Genomic DNA, 13,530 nt, shown 5'->3' on the forward strand with positions numbered 1-13,530 from the left:
CCCATGCTGACTCAACTCGCCCTGATCGGCCTGCTGCTGGCGTTGCTGCCGCTCAGCTATGTGCTGGCCCGCGGCAGCCGCGACAAATACCGCAAGCTGGTCTGGATCACCGCGTTCCTGACGCTGGACCTGATCATGTTCGGCAGCTTTACGCGGCTGACGGACTCGGGCCTGGGCTGCCCCGACTGGCCCGGCTGCTACGGCCATTCGAACCCCTATGCGGCCGTCGAACACATTCGCGCCGCGGAGACGGCGCTGCCCAGCGGGCCGGTGACCTGGGCCAAGGCCTGGATCGAGATGCTGCACCGGTACTTTGCGATGGCGGTCGGCGTGCTGATCATCGCGCTGGTGGTGCTGGCCTGGAGCAAGCGCCGCGAGCTGAAGCAGTCGCCGTGGTTCGCCACCGGCGTGCTGGTGCTGGTCTGCGTGCAGGGCGCGTTCGGCGCCTTCACGGTCACGCTGAAGCTGCAGCCGATCATCGTGGTGACCCATCTGCTGCTGGGCATGGCGTTGCTGGCGGCGCTGATCTGGCTGGGCTCGCGCAGCGACCCGCCGCGCGCGATCGCGCCAGCCGCGGCGGCCCTGCGCTGGCCGGGGCGGATCGCGCTGGCGCTGCTGACGATCCAGATCTTCCTGGGCGGCTGGGTCAGCACTAACTACGCGGTGTTGGCCTGCACCGATTTCCCGCTGTGCAACGGGCAGTGGATTCCCGAGATGGACTTCCGCCATGGCTTTACGCTGTGGCGGCAACTGGGCATGACGGCCGACGGCGACTACATCCCGCATTCGGCGCTGGTGGCCATTCACTGGGTGCACCGCGGCTTCGCGGTGGTGGTGCTCGGCTATCTGGCCTGGTTTGCGCTGCGCACGCGCCGCTTTGCGCCGCTGGCGCGCGCCTCGCACTGGCTGCTGGCCGTGCTGGTGCTGCAGTTGGCGACCGGTTTGTCGAATATCGTGCTCGATTGGCCGCTTTTGCCGGCAGTCGCCCACAATGGCGGCGCGGCGGTGCTGCTGATGCTGTTGGTCAGGCTCAATTACAATATAGGGCTTGCGACCCGCGCCGCCACCGCCGCGGCCCCCGGTTCCTTCGATCGCGCCCCCGCTGCCGCTCATGACGCCCCGGCTCCCGATGCCGCCGGCGCAAATCGCCCGGCCGACACGGCGCGCGCCTCATGAAAGACAAGACTGCTCCCGTGGCCACCACCGCTACCCAGACTCAGCAACCGCCAAGCCGGCTGCGCCACCTCGCCCGCCAGTACGCCGCGCTGACCAAGCCGCGCGTGACGCAGCTGGCGGTCTTCTGCGCCATCATCGGCATGTTCCTGGCCACGCCCGGCATGGTGCCGTGGCGTGTGCTGATCGGCGGCGCCGCCGGCATCTGGCTGCTGGCCGCCGGCGCCTTCGCCATCAACTGCCTGGTCGAACAGAAGGTCGACGCGCTGATGCGCCGCACCGCGTGGCGTCCGTCGGCCACCGGCGAGATCGGCACGAGCCAGATCCTGGTGTTCTCGCTGGTGCTGGGCGGGGCCGGCATGTGGCTGCTGCATGTGTTCACCAACGACCTGACGATGTGGCTGACTTTCGCCACCTTTGTCGGCTACGCGGTGGTCTACACGATCCTGCTCAAGCCCGCCACGCCGCAGAACATCGTGATCGGCGGCCTGTCGGGCGCGATGCCGCCGGCGCTGGGCTGGGCCGCGGTGGCCGGCGACGTGCCGGCCGAGGCCTGGTTCCTGGTGCTGATCATCTTCACCTGGACCCCGCCGCACTTCTGGGCGCTGGCGCTGTACCGCCGCGCCGACTACGCGAAGTCGGGCCTGCCGATGCTGCCGATCACGCACGGCGAGCGCTTCACGCTGCTGCACATCCTGCTGTACACGCTGGTGATGATCGCGGCCACGCTGCTGCCGTTCGTCTACGGCATGAGCGGCTACATCTACCTGGCGGCGGCGCTGGTGCTGGGCGGCATCTTCCTGGCCTACGCGTGGAAGCTGTACCGGCAGTACTCGGACGCGCTGGCGCAGCGCACCTTCCGCTTCTCGATCCTCTATCTGTCGCTGCTGTTCGCCGCGCTGCTGATCGACCACTACTTCAAGTTCGTACCGCAGGCGTGACGGCGGCCCGGCCGCGACACGATGTCGCGGCCAGCGCCCGGTGCGCCGCGATCGGCGATACTAGCCGCTGCCGCCGGCGCGCCTGCCGCGCCACTCCTCTCGCCGGCACACGCAGACAAGCCCAAACCGAACCGACACCATGCGCACCGCCTCGTTTTCCTCGTCCGTCTTCCCGTCCCTGGCCAACCTGCGGCAGCTGCTGCTGGTCGCGCTGCTGGCGCTGGGCCTGGCCGCCTGCGGCCAGCAGAAGCCCACCTTCCAGAATATCGACGTGACCGGCGGCAGCGAATTCGGCAAGGACTTCAAGCTGACCGACCACACCGGCAAGCAGCGCACGCTGGCGGACTTCAAGGGCAAGGCGGTGGTGATGTTCTTCGGCTACACCCATTGCCCGGACGTCTGCCCGACCACGATGGTCGAGTGGAAGACGGTGATGGAGCAGCTCGGCCCCGACGCCGATCGCGTGCAGGTGCTGTTCATTACCGTCGATCCTGAGCGCGACACGCAGGCGCTGCTGGCCCAGTACGTCCCGGCCTTCGATCCGCGCTTCCTGGGCATGCGGCCCGCCGACGAGGCCGCGCTGCGCCAGTTGACCAAGGACTTCAAGGTGTTCTACGCCAAGGTGCCGGGCAGTTCGCCGGGCAACTACACGGTCGACCATTCGGCCGGCAGCTATGTGTTCGATCCGGAAGGGCGGCTGCGGCTGTTCATTCGCCACGGCCAGGGCACCGAGCCGATCGTCAAGGACATGAAGCAGCTGCTGTCCTGAGCGCCTCGATCGCCCACAGGACATGGGTCCGGAGTCCTCTGGCCCCGTGTCCTCAGTCCCGAACCCTCAGTCCCGAACCCTCAGTCCCGAACCCTCAGTCGGTCCTGGGTCCTCGGTTCTCAATCCTCGGTGCCGCGCGGCTCAGCCCTTGTTGAAGATGCTGTAGAAGTCCGGCGCCCCGACCTCGGTCACGGTCAGGTCCAGCGACCCTTCGATGTGTTCCAGATGCTCGCGCATCACCGCGCGAGCCGCGCCCTCGTCGCGCTTCTCGATCGCCGCGATCAGCTCGCGGTGCTCGTGCTCCGGGCAGGCCGGCGCGCCGGGCCGGTCGTACAGCGTGATGATCAGGCAGGTCAGCGAGACCATCTCGCGGATGACCTTCTCCAGGATGGCGTTGCCCGCCATTTCCGCCAGCAGGATATGGAATTCCCCCGATAGCCGGATCACTGCGGCGCGGTCGCCGCGCGCGCGCGCCGCGTCCTCTTCCTGCACGTGCCGCTGCAGGCTGCGGACCTTGGCCGGCGTCGCATGGCGCGCCAGCGTGGCGGCGAGCTCGGGCTCGATGACCTGGCGCGTCTGGAAGACCTGGTGCGCTTCCTCGACCGTCGGGCTGGCGATGAAGGCGCCCCGGTTCGGCACCAGCGTGACCAGCTTCTCGTGGGCAAGCCGTGCGAACACCTGGCGGATGCGGGCGCGGCTGGCCCCGGTGACTTCGCACAGCCGCTCCTCGACCAGCTTGGTGCCGGCCAGCAGCCGGTGTTCCATGATGGCGGACAGCAGGCTCAGATAGATGGCCTCGGTGGCCGACGCCTCGGCGGTGCCGTTCTCCGGGCTGTCGGGGGCATTGGCGGCAGCGGCCTCGGCGGCGTTCATGGTGTGGGCGTCCTCAGCCGGCGAGGCAGCGCCGCGGGCGGACGTCCGGCGGGCGGCGGGTTTGCCGGCGGCCGTCTTGCGTCCGGCCGGCGTGGGCGCCGAGGCGGCGGCGGTCTTGCCGCCGGTCGGCTTGCGAAGAGAAGACATTGTGACGATGCGCGGTGGACTTTGTCACCGCGATTGGCGACGAACGATCCGCATATCGTACACAAAGCGCGCGGCACCGGTCCGAAACGCCGCCGGGCGCGCACCGATGGAAGGATCGGGCCCGGCACTGCGACGATGCGCGCAGCGTGCCATCGAGCCATCCGCGCAGCAGCGTGCCATCCAGTCGTCCAGGCCGCGTGCCATCCAGCCATCCGCACCGCCCCTTCAGAGTGCCAGCGACAGATCGCCCTGTACGGCCGTCGCCATCGGCGCACGTACCGATCCGGGATAGGGATGCGTCTCGATCCAGTGCCGCGCGATATCGATGCGGCGTGCGATCCAGACCTTGTCGTGCGACTGCACGTAGTCCAGGAAACGCTGCAGCGCGCGAAAGCGCCCGGGGCGTCCGAGCAGCCGGCAATGCATGCCGATCGACAGCATCTTCGGCTGGTTCAGCCCCTGCGGGTCGCCCTCGGCGTACAGCACGTCGAAGGCGTCCTTCAGGTACTGGAAGAACTGCTCGCCGGTGTTGAAGCCCTGCGGCGTGGCAAAGCGCATGTCGTTCGAATCGAGCGTGTAGGGCACCACCAGATGCGGCCTGGTCTCGCCGTTGCTCGTCCGCACCTCGGTCCAGAACGGCAGGTCGTCGCCGTAGTAGTCCGAGTCGTAGACGAAGCCGCCGTGCTCGACCACCAGGCGCCGCGTGTTGGGGCTGTCGCGGCCGGTGTACCAGCCCAGCGGCGCGCTGCCGGTCAGCTCGCGGATGATCTGCATCGCGATGCGCATGTGCTCGCGCTCGGTGGCCTCGTCGATGTTCTGGTAGTGGATCCAGCGCCAGCCATGGCAGGCGATCTCGTGGCCCAGCTCGACGAAGGCGCGGGTCAGCTCGGGATGGCGCTGCAGCGCCATCGACACGCCGAAGATGGTCAGCGGCAGGCCGCGCTGCTCGAACTCGCGCAGGATGCGCCAGACGCCGGCGCGCGAGCCGTATTCGTAGATGCTCTCCATGCTCATGTGGCGGTCGGGGTAGGCCGCCGCGCCGACGATCTCGGAGAGGAACTGCTCGGAGGCCGCATCGCCGTGCAGCACGCAGTTCTCGCCGCCTTCTTCGTAATTGAGCACGAACTGCAGCGCCACGCGCGCGCCGCCCGGCCAGTGGGCATGCGGCGGCCGCGCGCCGTAGCCGATCAGGTCGCGGGGATAGGGGTGGCCGGCATCGGCACCGGCCGGCGAGCGGGAAGCAGTGAGCGGAGTGGACATGATCTGCGGTATGCGGAAATCAATGAAGGCGGAAATCGATGAAGGTAAGCGATGAAGGCCGCGCCTCAATTGATCGCGAACGGTGCCAGCATGCCGGCGTAGGCCTTCGGCAAGGGCCTGGCCCAGTCGCCGCGCTTGCTGGTGCGCAGGCGGATCGCGACCAGCGACTCGACCATCTTGACCGCCGACACCACGCCGTCGATGACCGGCGCGCCGATTGCCTCGGAGATCTCGTCGCACAAGTCGGTCATGCCGGCGCAGCCGAGCACGATGCAGTCGCTGCGGTCCTGCGCCAGCGCCTGGCGGCACGATTCGGTGATGATGCGGCGCGCGTCCGAGCCCGGCCGCTCGAGCTCCAGCACCGGCAGATCGCAGGCGTGCACGTTGCGGCAGAACCGTTCCATGCCGTAGCGCTCGGCCAGGTGCCACGCGATATTGCAGGTGCGCGCCAGCGTGGTGACGACGCTGAAGCTGGTGCCGATCAGGCTGGCCATGTGCATCGCGGCCTCGGCGATGCCGATCACCGGCCCGCGCGCCATCTCCCGTGCCGCGTACAGCCCCGGATCGCCGAAGCAGGCGATCACGTAGCCGTCGACGCCGTCGGCCTCGCCCAGCCGGATCTCCTCGAGGATGCCCGGCACCGACAGCGCCTCGTCATAGTGGCTCTCGATGGAGGCGGGGCCCATGCGCGGGCTGACCGCGACGATGCGCGTGTCGGGCGAGGCCACGGTGCGGGCGCACTGGCCGATCTTGTCGGTCATGCTTTGCGTGGTATTGGGATTGATGATCTTCAGCTTCATGGCAAACGTCGGGTGGTCGGATCGTCGGATCGTCGAATGGGTCGTGGCGCGGCGTCAGGCGGCCGCGAAGAAATGCGGCATCATGCGGCGCGCCAGCACGCGGTACAGCACCAGCGCGATGCCCATGCCGATGAACCAGCTGTAGTTGGCCAGGCCCTGCCAGGCCGGCACCACCACGCACAGGATCGGAATGATCGCGGCCGGGATCATCGTGGCAATCGCCACCGGGTTGTAGCCGCGGGTGTACCAGTACTTGCCCTGCGGACGCATCGTGTACAGGTCGTCGACGTCGACCTGCTGGCGGCGCACCAGGTAGTAGTCGGAGATCAGGATGCCGAACAGCGGCCCGATGAAGGCGCCCAGCACGTCCAGCGTGTAGTGGATGACCTGCGGGTTGTTGTACAGATTCCAGGGCGTGATGAAGATCGAACCGACCGCGGCGATCATGCCGCCGGTGCGCCAGCTGATGTGCTTGGGCGACACGTTGGAGAAGTCGAACGCCGGCGACACGAAGTTCGCGACGATGTTGATGCCGATGGTGGCGGTCATGAAGGTCAGCGCGCCCAGCACCATCGCGAAGGTGCTGTCGATATGGCTGACGGTCTCCACCGGATCGGTGATCAGCTTGCCGAACACCGGCAGCGTGGCCGAGGTCGTGATCACGGTCAGCAGCGAGAAGCCAAGGAAGTTGATCGGCAGCCCCCAGAAGTTGCCCTTGCGGACCGCGCCGAAGTCCTTCGCGTAGCGAGAGAAGTCGCCGAAGTTCAGCATCGGGCCGGAGAAGTACGACACCACCAGCGCGATCGCGGTCAGCATCACCGGTACCGCTTCCCAGCCGCTGTACTTGACGAAGCTCAGCGTGAAGCTGACGTTGCTCCAGCCGGCCTTGTTCACCAGCCAGATCGCCAGCAGGATCATCACCACATAGACCGCGGGGCCGGCCCAGTCGATGAACTTGCGAATGGTTTCCATGCCGGTCCAGAACACCAGCGCCTGCAGTACCCACAGCGTCATGAAGGCCGCCCAGCCCAGTGTCGACAGCCCGGCGAAGCCATGCAGCTTGACGTCGGCATAGGGCGCCAGCGACGGGAAGAAATGCAGCGCCAGCACCAGGAAGGCCGACGAGGCCAGATAGGTCTGGATGCCGTACCACGCCACCGCGATCAGGCCGCGGATCACCGCCGGAATATTGGCGCCGAGCACGCCGAACGAGGCCCGGCAGATCACCGGATACGGGGTGCCGGTGACCTGGCTCGGCTTGGCCACCAGATTGCAGAAGAACTGCACGATGACGATGCCGACCAGCAGCGCGATCAGCACCTGCCAGCTGGTCAGGCCCAGCGCGAACAGGCTGCCGGCGGTGATGTAGCCGCCGACGCTGTGCACGTCCGACATCCAGAACGCGAACATGTTGTAGGTGCTCCAGGTCTGCTTCTTCAGCGGCGCCAGGTCTTCGTTGGTCAGCCGTTCGTCGTACGACGGCTTGATCAGCGCGTTGCCATGGTGGACGGACGCGCTGTCCTGCAGCTCGGCGGCGGCAGGCGCGGTGGTGTGCATCATGCTTGTCTCCTCAAGGCGATGCCATGCGGTGGCCGGCGCGCGGGAGGCGCCGGATGGGCGGTGTGGATCGAAGGATCGGGAATCCGCTCTCAGGATTTGATTTGTAGACAGGATTGTCTACAAAATCGTTTGTAGTTGTGTACGGATTTGTAGATCACGTCTTGGTGATTGTCAACATCACGACGGACGGATGCGGGCAAACCCCGAGACGGGAGAGGCGCGCGGGGGAGGGACCGGGCGCGCGGGTGGCGTTGCGGGCTCCGGGGAGCGGTGGCGGGGCAAAAGAAAAGGGCCGGGTCCCTCGCGGAACCCGGCCCGTGTCGCCGCTGTCACCCCGCGCATGCGGGGAGCCAGCGGCTGGCTTGTGGCTTTCGGTTGATGGCCTGCGGCCGGCGTCGATCAGGCGAAGGCTTGCAGCGCGCCCTTCATCTTCTTCATCGCGGCGGACTCGATCTGGCGGATGCGCTCGGCCGAAACGCCGAACTCGTCGGCCAGTTCGTGCAGCGTGGCGCCGCCCGAGCCGTCGTCGTTGACCTGCAGCCAGCGCGCCTCGATGATGCGGCGGCTGCGCGGATCGAGCTTGGTCAGAGCCTGTTCCAGGCCCTCGACCTGCATGCGGTCCTGGCGCTTGGCCTCGAGCACGCGCGTCGGCTCGTTGTGGTTGTCGGCCAGATAGACGATCGGCGCGAACTCCTCCTCGCCGTCGTCGACCTGGCCTTCCAGCGCCAGATCGCCGCCGGACAAGCGGGTTTCCATCTCCATCACTTCTTCCGGCTTGACGTTCAGCTCGCGCGCAACCGCGTCGATCTCGTCCGGGGTGAAGGTGTGGGCGCCCTGCTTGTGGCTGCGCAGGTTGAAGAACAGCTTGCGCTGCGCCTTGGTCGTCGCGACCTTGACCATGCGCCAGTTGCGCAGCACGTACTCGTGGATCTCCGCCTTGATCCAGTGGATCGCGTACGACACCAGGCGCACGCCCTGGTCCGGGTCGAAGCGCTTGACGGCCTTCATCAGGCCGATATTGCCTTCCTGGATCAGATCCGCGTGCGGCAGGCCGTAGCCCAGGTACTGGCGCGCGATCGACACGACCAGACGCAGGTGCGACATCACCAGGCGGCGGGCCGCCTCGACCGAGTCGTGGTCGCGCAACTCGCGCGCGAGCCGCTGCTCCTCCTCGGCGGTGAGCATCGGAATACGGTGGACAGCCTGGATATAGCTGTCGAGATTGCCCAGCCCGGCGGGCAGGGTCAGGGCCATGCTGTTGGCGCGCTGCGGCACCATCGGCAGGGTGTTGTTCATGGTGATCGAATCGGCAGACAGGACTGCGTTCACTCGGGGCTCCTTTCGCATCCGGCGGGCGGCGTGCCCGCGTGTCGGAAGCATCGACGGCGTCGTGGCCGGCGCTTCCCACACTGCAATGCAACGCATATTAGCACTCCAGCCGGGTGAGTGCTAATTGGAGTCCGGCGCGCTGCGATAGTTCCAGGATATCGGAAGAAATATTCCATAGCGCCACAGGTTGCCGGAAAGTCGCCCGGAAACCGCAGCGGCGACGGACACGAGTTCGTTAGAGCGCCGGCCCCGCTCCGGGTTCTGCTGCAGGGACCATGCCATCGGGCCGCAAAGGCTACACTTGCCAGCAATGCGTCGATCCGCCACGCCCTTGGAGTGTCAGCCATGTCCGCCATTGAACATTTGTTGAAACCGCATGTAAGAGATATCGGCGACTTCTCGGTGCGCCGGGTACTGCCCTCGGCTGCGGCGCAGACGGTAGGTCCGTTCATCTTCTTCGACCACATGGGCCCGGTCGAGCTGGCGCCGGGCAAGGGCATGGATGTGCGTCCTCATCCTCATATTGGCCTTGCCACCGTCACTTATCTGTTCGAAGGCGAAATCGTCCATCGCGACAGCGTCGGCAGCGAACAGACCATCCGGCCCGGCGACGTCAACTGGATGACCGCGGGCAGCGGCATCGTCCATTCCGAGCGTTCGCCGCAGGCCGCCCGGGACGCCGGCCCGCGGTTGCACGGCATCCAGACCTGGGTGGCGCTGCCGCGCGAGCACGAGACGGTCGCGCCCTCGTTCTTCCACCATCCGGCCGACACATTGCCGCGGCTGGTCCACGGCGGCGCTCGCATCACCGTGATTGCCGGCGACGCCTTCGGCGCGCGCTCGCCGGTGCAGGTGTTCAGCCGCACGCTCTATGCCGCGCTGGAGCTCGACGCCGGCGCCAGCCTGGTGATTCCGCCCGAGCACGAGCAGCGCGGCCTGTACCTGGTCGACGGTGCCGCCGCGATCGACGGCATCGCGCTGCCGGCCGAGCACCTGGCGGTGCTGACGCCCGGCGCCGAGGCGACCGTCACGGCGCTGGAGCCGTCGCGACTGATGCTGCTCGGCGGCGAACCGGTCGACGGCCGTCGGCACATCTTCTGGAACTTCGTCGCCAGCAGCCGCGAGGCGATCGAGGAGGCGGCGCGGCGCTGGGAGAACGACGAGTTCCCGCACGTACCGGGTGAGACCGAGCGGATTCCGCTGCCGCCGCGGCGGCTCTGACGCCCGATCCGAGGGTTGCTTACCTCTGCCGCATGCGGGAGAGGGGCCGGGGACAGGGCCGGGGAGAGGGTAAGGTTTTCGCTACAGCGGACTGACCCAGCTGACCCGCGCGCTCTCGCGCAGGCAACCGCGGATCGTCTCGATCTGCGTCGCGATCGGCGCCGGCACCGGTACGGTGCCAGACAGCACGTCGCGGATCCACGCCGCCGTCAGCGCCACATCGGTGCCCGGCGGCAGCGCCGGCACGTCGGCGACCGAGCCCGACATCGGATCCACCAGCGTGCGCTGATGGCCGTCGTGCAGCCAGTCGATGCGGCTGCCACGGCGCGCGTCGGCCACCACCTCGCCCTCGGTGCCGCGCGCCAGCAGCACGTTGGCCGGCTCGTGCGAGAAGTAATCGGTCAGCGTTTCGCGGTATTCCGGATGCGTATAGCTGTACAACCGCAGCGCCTCGGCCGGCGTATGCGCGCCGACCGGCTGCAGCATCTTGACGATGGTGTGCGAGGAATTGCGCAGCCCGATCACGGTGCGCTTGTCCAGCAGCGCGGACAGGGCCGGCGACAGCACGTCGATCGGCAGCACCGCCAGCGGACCGGGATCGGCGATGCCGCCGCCCCCGGGCTGCGCGAGCCGCCGCGCGGCCTCGTCCACCGTCGCGCACGGCGCGATACCCAGCGCCTCGAACAGCATGATGCTGGTGACGCGCTGATTGAACTCGCGCGTTCCATGCACCAGCACGGGGATACCCTCCCGCGCGAGCAGCAGCGCCAGCAGCGGTACCAGATTGGGCTGCTTGCGCGCGCCGTTGTAGCTCGGAATGACCACCACCTGGCGTTCCGGCGCCGGCAGCGGCAGGCAGTGCGCGTGCGCGGCCTCCAGCATGCCGGCCAGCTCGTGCGGCGCCTCGCCCTTGATCCGGTACGCCATCAGTACGGCGCCCAGTTCGAGGTCGGAGACGCGGCCGGACAGCATCGCGTCGAACAGCAGACGTGCGTCGTCGCGCGGCAGAGCACGGGCGCCGGCGACGCCGCGGCCGATTTCCTTGATATAGGGCGCCGCGGAAAAGGCGGGCTGGGTGTCGTCGTGGCGATCAGCGGGCATGGCGGTGCGGTGAGGGCGGTGCGGTCGGAGCAGTGCGGTTCTGGCGGTGCAGATCAAGCGTTTCGGCCGATGATAGCGCGATACGTCAAGGCGCCTGGCCCCTGGGAGTTCAGACCCTGATCGCGAAGCCGTCGGCATAGGCCCTCGGGTCCCGGGTGGCGTCCCAGACCACGCCGTCCATCAGCCTGGCCGTGCGGAAATCGCTGGCCGGCAGCGGCACCTGCGCGGCCGCGGCGGCCTGGCGGTAGACGTCGAGGCGATTGACCTTGCGCGCCACCGCCAGATAGTCCGGGTGTTCCTTCAGCAACCCCCAGCGCTTGTGCTGCGTCAGGAACCACATGCCGTCTGACAGATAGGGATAGTTGGCCTCGCCGTCCCGATGGAAATGCATCGCGTCGGGATCGTCCCAGGTCCGGCCCAGCCCGTTGGCATAGCGGCCCAGCATGCGGTCGAGGATCAGCGCCATGTCGGTGTCCACACAGGATGGCGCGGCGATGGTCTCGGCCGTCCTGCGGCGGTTCGACACCGACGCGTCGATGAAGCGCGATGCCTCCAGCACCGCGGCCACCATCGCGCGCGCGGTGTTCGGATACTTCTGCACGAACTCGGCCGTGGTGCCCAGCGTCTTCTCGGGATGGTCGCGCCAGATGCCCTGCGTGGTCTCGGCGGTGAAGCCGATGCCGTCGGCGATCGCGCGCGCGTGCCACGGCTCGCCGGCGCAGAAGCCGTCCATCAGGCCGAGCCGCATATTGGCCACCATTTGCGGCGGCGGCACGGTGATCGCGCGTGCCTCCCGCATCGGGTCGATGCCGTGGGCCGCCAGCCAGTAGTACAGCCACATTGCGTGCGTGCCGGTGGGGAAGGTCTGCGCGAAGGTGTACTGGCGCGTTTCTCGCGTCATGTAGGCGCGCAGGCTCGCGCCGTCGCGGACGCCCTTGTCGGCCAGCTTCGTCGACAGCGAGATCGCCTGTCCGTTGCGGTTCAGGTTCATCAGCACGGCCATGTCCTTCCTCGGCCCGCCGATGCCCAGCTGCACGCCGTAGACGAGGCCGTACAGCACGTGCGCGGCATCGAGCTCGCCATTGACCAGCTTGTCCCGCACGCCGGCCCACGAGGCTTCCCTGGCCGGCGTGATGCGGATGCCGTGCTTGCGGTCCAGCCCCAGCGCGGCGGCCATCACGATCGAGGCGCAGTCGGTCAGCGGGATGAAGCCGATCCGGACCTCGGTTTTCTCGGGCGCGTCCGAACCGGCCGCCCAGGCGCCCGCGCGCACCACCGGATCGACCAGCGTCATCAACGAAGCTGCGGCCGGATGCGTGCGCGTGCGGCGGCGGCCCTGGCCGGCGGGCGGCGCGTCGGCGCCAGCGTCATGTGCGTCGGCAACGACCGCGGGACGCCGGGCGTTGGCGGGACTGAGGCGAGGGGGCATGCAAGACTCCAAAGGAAAAGCGCGAGAGGTCCTAGCCCATCACGTCGATTACGCGCTGGGCGGCGTCCACCAGCTTGATGCCGCGCTCCATCGCCATGGTGCGCAGCCGCTTGTAGGCGTCGTCCTCGCTCAGGCCACGCGCCTGCATCAGCAGGCCCTTGGCGCGCTCGACCAGCTTGCGCTCGGTCAGCTTCAGCCGGGTCGCGTCGAGCTCCGCGCGCAGCGCCTGGTCCAGCTGAAAGCGCGCGTAGGCGACATCGAGCACGGTCTTGACGCGTTCGGCGCGCAGACCGTCGACGATATAGGCGGTGATGCCGGCGGTCAGCGCGGCCTTGATGCGCTCGGCGTCGTCGTTGTCGGTGAACAGCACGATCGGGCGCGGCGCATGCTGGGTCGACACGCACACGTGCTCGACCGTATCGCGCGCAGCGGATTCCGAAGCGATGATGATCAGGTCCGGCTGGCGCGCCGCGATGACGTCCGGCAATGCGAGGTCGGCGTCGACCGTCTCGACCTCGCCGAAGCCGGCAGCCGCCAGGCCGGCGCGGATCGTGTCGACGTTCAGCGGATCGGCGTCGAGCGGATCGCGCACCAGCAGGATACGCAGCGGGCGCGCGCCCGAAGCGGGGCCGGCGGGCGTGGCGGCCGAGGGCGCGGCAGGCGTGGCGGAGGGACGGGACGGACGGCGATTCATGGGTTCGGTCAGGCGTGGCCGACGTTCGGTGGCCGGCTCGCTGGCTGGCTTGTTGGCCGGCCTTCTGTGGCCGCTTCGGCGGCCGATCTCTGCTCCTGCTTCATGCAAGAATCACGCCGGGTTTTGGGGCGCCGCTTGCCCCGCGATGGGGCGGCCGGTGTATGCTGATGCCCTGCCGCGAGGGGTCGGGCACCGCCGATGCCCTCGCCGCGCCGGTCCCGCTTCGGCGCTCG

The 13,530-nt window shown here is 68.2% G+C and carries 12 protein-coding genes; 4 read left to right on the top strand and 8 right to left on the bottom strand.

All coding sequences use genetic code 11. The features are described 5' to 3' along the window. The first annotated feature begins 3 nt into the window (after positions 1–3). The 3 genes from FOB47_RS11720 to FOB47_RS11730 all read left to right on the top strand — a co-directional run bounded on the left by FOB47_RS11720 (position 4) and on the right by FOB47_RS11730 (position 2,883). Entirely contained in the window at positions 4–1,176 is a 1,173-nt protein-coding gene (locus tag FOB47_RS11720; protein WP_053821012.1) for a COX15/CtaA family protein, read from the top strand. Then, the gene (locus FOB47_RS11725) at positions 1,173–2,114 is read left to right on the top strand and encodes a heme o synthase (protein ID WP_006579467.1); all 942 of its coding nucleotides are present in this window, start codon (positions 1,173–1,175) and stop codon (positions 2,112–2,114) included. Before FOB47_RS11720 ends, FOB47_RS11725 begins: the two co-directional genes overlap by 4 nt. Positions 2,115–2,253: 139 nt before the next feature. After that, entirely contained in the window at positions 2,254–2,883 is a 630-nt protein-coding gene (locus tag FOB47_RS11730) for an SCO family protein (protein ID WP_053821013.1), read from the top strand. Positions 2,884–3,024: 141 nt separating this feature from the next. On the opposite strand, the gene FOB47_RS11735 is transcribed toward FOB47_RS11730, so the two are convergent. The 5 genes from FOB47_RS11735 to rpoH all read right to left on the bottom strand — a co-directional run bounded on the left by FOB47_RS11735 (position 3,025) and on the right by rpoH (position 8,819). Beyond that, the gene (locus FOB47_RS11735) at positions 3,025–3,903 is read right to left on the bottom strand and encodes a GntR family transcriptional regulator (protein ID WP_174781156.1); all 879 of its coding nucleotides are present in this window, start codon (positions 3,901–3,903) and stop codon (positions 3,025–3,027) included. A 225-nt stretch (positions 3,904–4,128) separates the two neighbouring features. Then, complete coding sequence (gene puuE, locus FOB47_RS11740) at positions 4,129–5,163, bottom strand: allantoinase PuuE (protein WP_053821015.1); 1,035 nt, start codon at positions 5,161–5,163, stop codon at positions 4,129–4,131. Positions 5,164–5,228: 65 nt separating this feature from the next. Beyond that, positions 5,229–5,963, bottom strand: a complete 735-nt coding sequence (locus FOB47_RS11745; RefSeq protein WP_053821016.1) for an aspartate/glutamate racemase family protein — start codon at positions 5,961–5,963, stop codon at positions 5,229–5,231. 54 nt (positions 5,964–6,017) lie between these two features. After that, positions 6,018–7,523 (bottom strand): NCS1 family nucleobase:cation symporter-1, encoded by a 1,506-nt coding sequence (locus tag FOB47_RS11750; RefSeq protein ID WP_174781157.1) that lies wholly within the window; start codon positions 7,521–7,523, stop codon positions 6,018–6,020. Positions 7,524–7,922: 399 nt separating this feature from the next. Next, positions 7,923–8,819: an RNA polymerase sigma factor RpoH gene (rpoH, locus tag FOB47_RS11755; RefSeq protein WP_390884881.1), complete on the bottom strand. Its 897-nt coding sequence runs from the start codon at positions 8,817–8,819 to the stop codon at positions 7,923–7,925. Between the two features lie 378 nt (positions 8,820–9,197). Between rpoH and FOB47_RS11760 the strand changes: the two genes are divergently transcribed. Continuing rightward, the gene (locus FOB47_RS11760; protein ID WP_053821017.1) at positions 9,198–10,073 is read left to right on the top strand and encodes a pirin family protein; all 876 of its coding nucleotides are present in this window, start codon (positions 9,198–9,200) and stop codon (positions 10,071–10,073) included. Between the two features lie 81 nt (positions 10,074–10,154). Here the strand turns inward: FOB47_RS11760 and ybiB are convergent, their stop codons facing one another. The 3 genes from ybiB to FOB47_RS11775 all read right to left on the bottom strand — a co-directional run bounded on the left by ybiB (position 10,155) and on the right by FOB47_RS11775 (position 13,297). Continuing rightward, positions 10,155–11,174 carry a DNA-binding protein YbiB gene (ybiB, locus tag FOB47_RS11765; RefSeq protein ID WP_174781159.1) on the bottom strand — a complete coding sequence of 340 codons (1,020 nt, stop codon included), beginning with the start codon at positions 11,172–11,174 and terminating at the stop codon, positions 10,155–10,157. A 109-nt stretch (positions 11,175–11,283) separates the two neighbouring features. Further along, entirely contained in the window at positions 11,284–12,603 is a 1,320-nt protein-coding gene (locus FOB47_RS11770) for a CmpA/NrtA family ABC transporter substrate-binding protein (protein WP_174781160.1), read from the bottom strand. A gap of 31 nt (positions 12,604–12,634) precedes the next feature. After that, the gene (locus FOB47_RS11775; RefSeq protein WP_174781161.1) at positions 12,635–13,297 is read right to left on the bottom strand and encodes an ANTAR domain-containing response regulator; all 663 of its coding nucleotides are present in this window, start codon (positions 13,295–13,297) and stop codon (positions 12,635–12,637) included. Positions 13,298–13,530: the final 233 nt, after the last annotated feature.

Origin of the sequence: Cupriavidus gilardii (assembly GCF_013347325.1) — a bacterium.
Taxonomy (GTDB): domain Bacteria; phylum Pseudomonadota; class Gammaproteobacteria; order Burkholderiales; family Burkholderiaceae; genus Cupriavidus; species Cupriavidus gilardii.

Coding starts and splice junctions, on each gene's coding strand:
- FOB47_RS11760 (WP_053821017.1), top strand. CDS start 9,198: ATGTCCGCCATTGAACATTTGTTGAAACCGCATGTAAGAGATATCGGC.
- FOB47_RS11720 (WP_053821012.1), top strand. CDS start 4: ATGCTGACTCAACTCGCCCTGATCGGCCTGCTGCTGGCGTTGCTGCCG.
- FOB47_RS11735 (WP_174781156.1), bottom strand. CDS start 3,903: ATGTCTTCTCTTCGCAAGCCGACCGGCGGCAAGACCGCCGCCGCCTCG.
- rpoH (WP_390884881.1), bottom strand. CDS start 8,819: ATGAACAACACCCTGCCGATGGTGCCGCAGCGCGCCAACAGCATGGCC.
- FOB47_RS11750 (WP_174781157.1), bottom strand. CDS start 7,523: ATGATGCACACCACCGCGCCTGCCGCCGCCGAGCTGCAGGACAGCGCG.
- FOB47_RS11770 (WP_174781160.1), bottom strand. CDS start 12,603: ATGCCCCCTCGCCTCAGTCCCGCCAACGCCCGGCGTCCCGCGGTCGTT.
- FOB47_RS11775 (WP_174781161.1), bottom strand. CDS start 13,297: ATGAATCGCCGTCCGTCCCGTCCCTCCGCCACGCCTGCCGCGCCCTCG.
- FOB47_RS11730 (WP_053821013.1), top strand. CDS start 2,254: ATGCGCACCGCCTCGTTTTCCTCGTCCGTCTTCCCGTCCCTGGCCAAC.
- FOB47_RS11725 (WP_006579467.1), top strand. CDS start 1,173: ATGAAAGACAAGACTGCTCCCGTGGCCACCACCGCTACCCAGACTCAG.
- ybiB (WP_174781159.1), bottom strand. CDS start 11,174: ATGCCCGCTGATCGCCACGACGACACCCAGCCCGCCTTTTCCGCGGCG.
- puuE (WP_053821015.1), bottom strand. CDS start 5,163: ATGTCCACTCCGCTCACTGCTTCCCGCTCGCCGGCCGGTGCCGATGCC.
- FOB47_RS11745 (WP_053821016.1), bottom strand. CDS start 5,963: ATGAAGCTGAAGATCATCAATCCCAATACCACGCAAAGCATGACCGAC.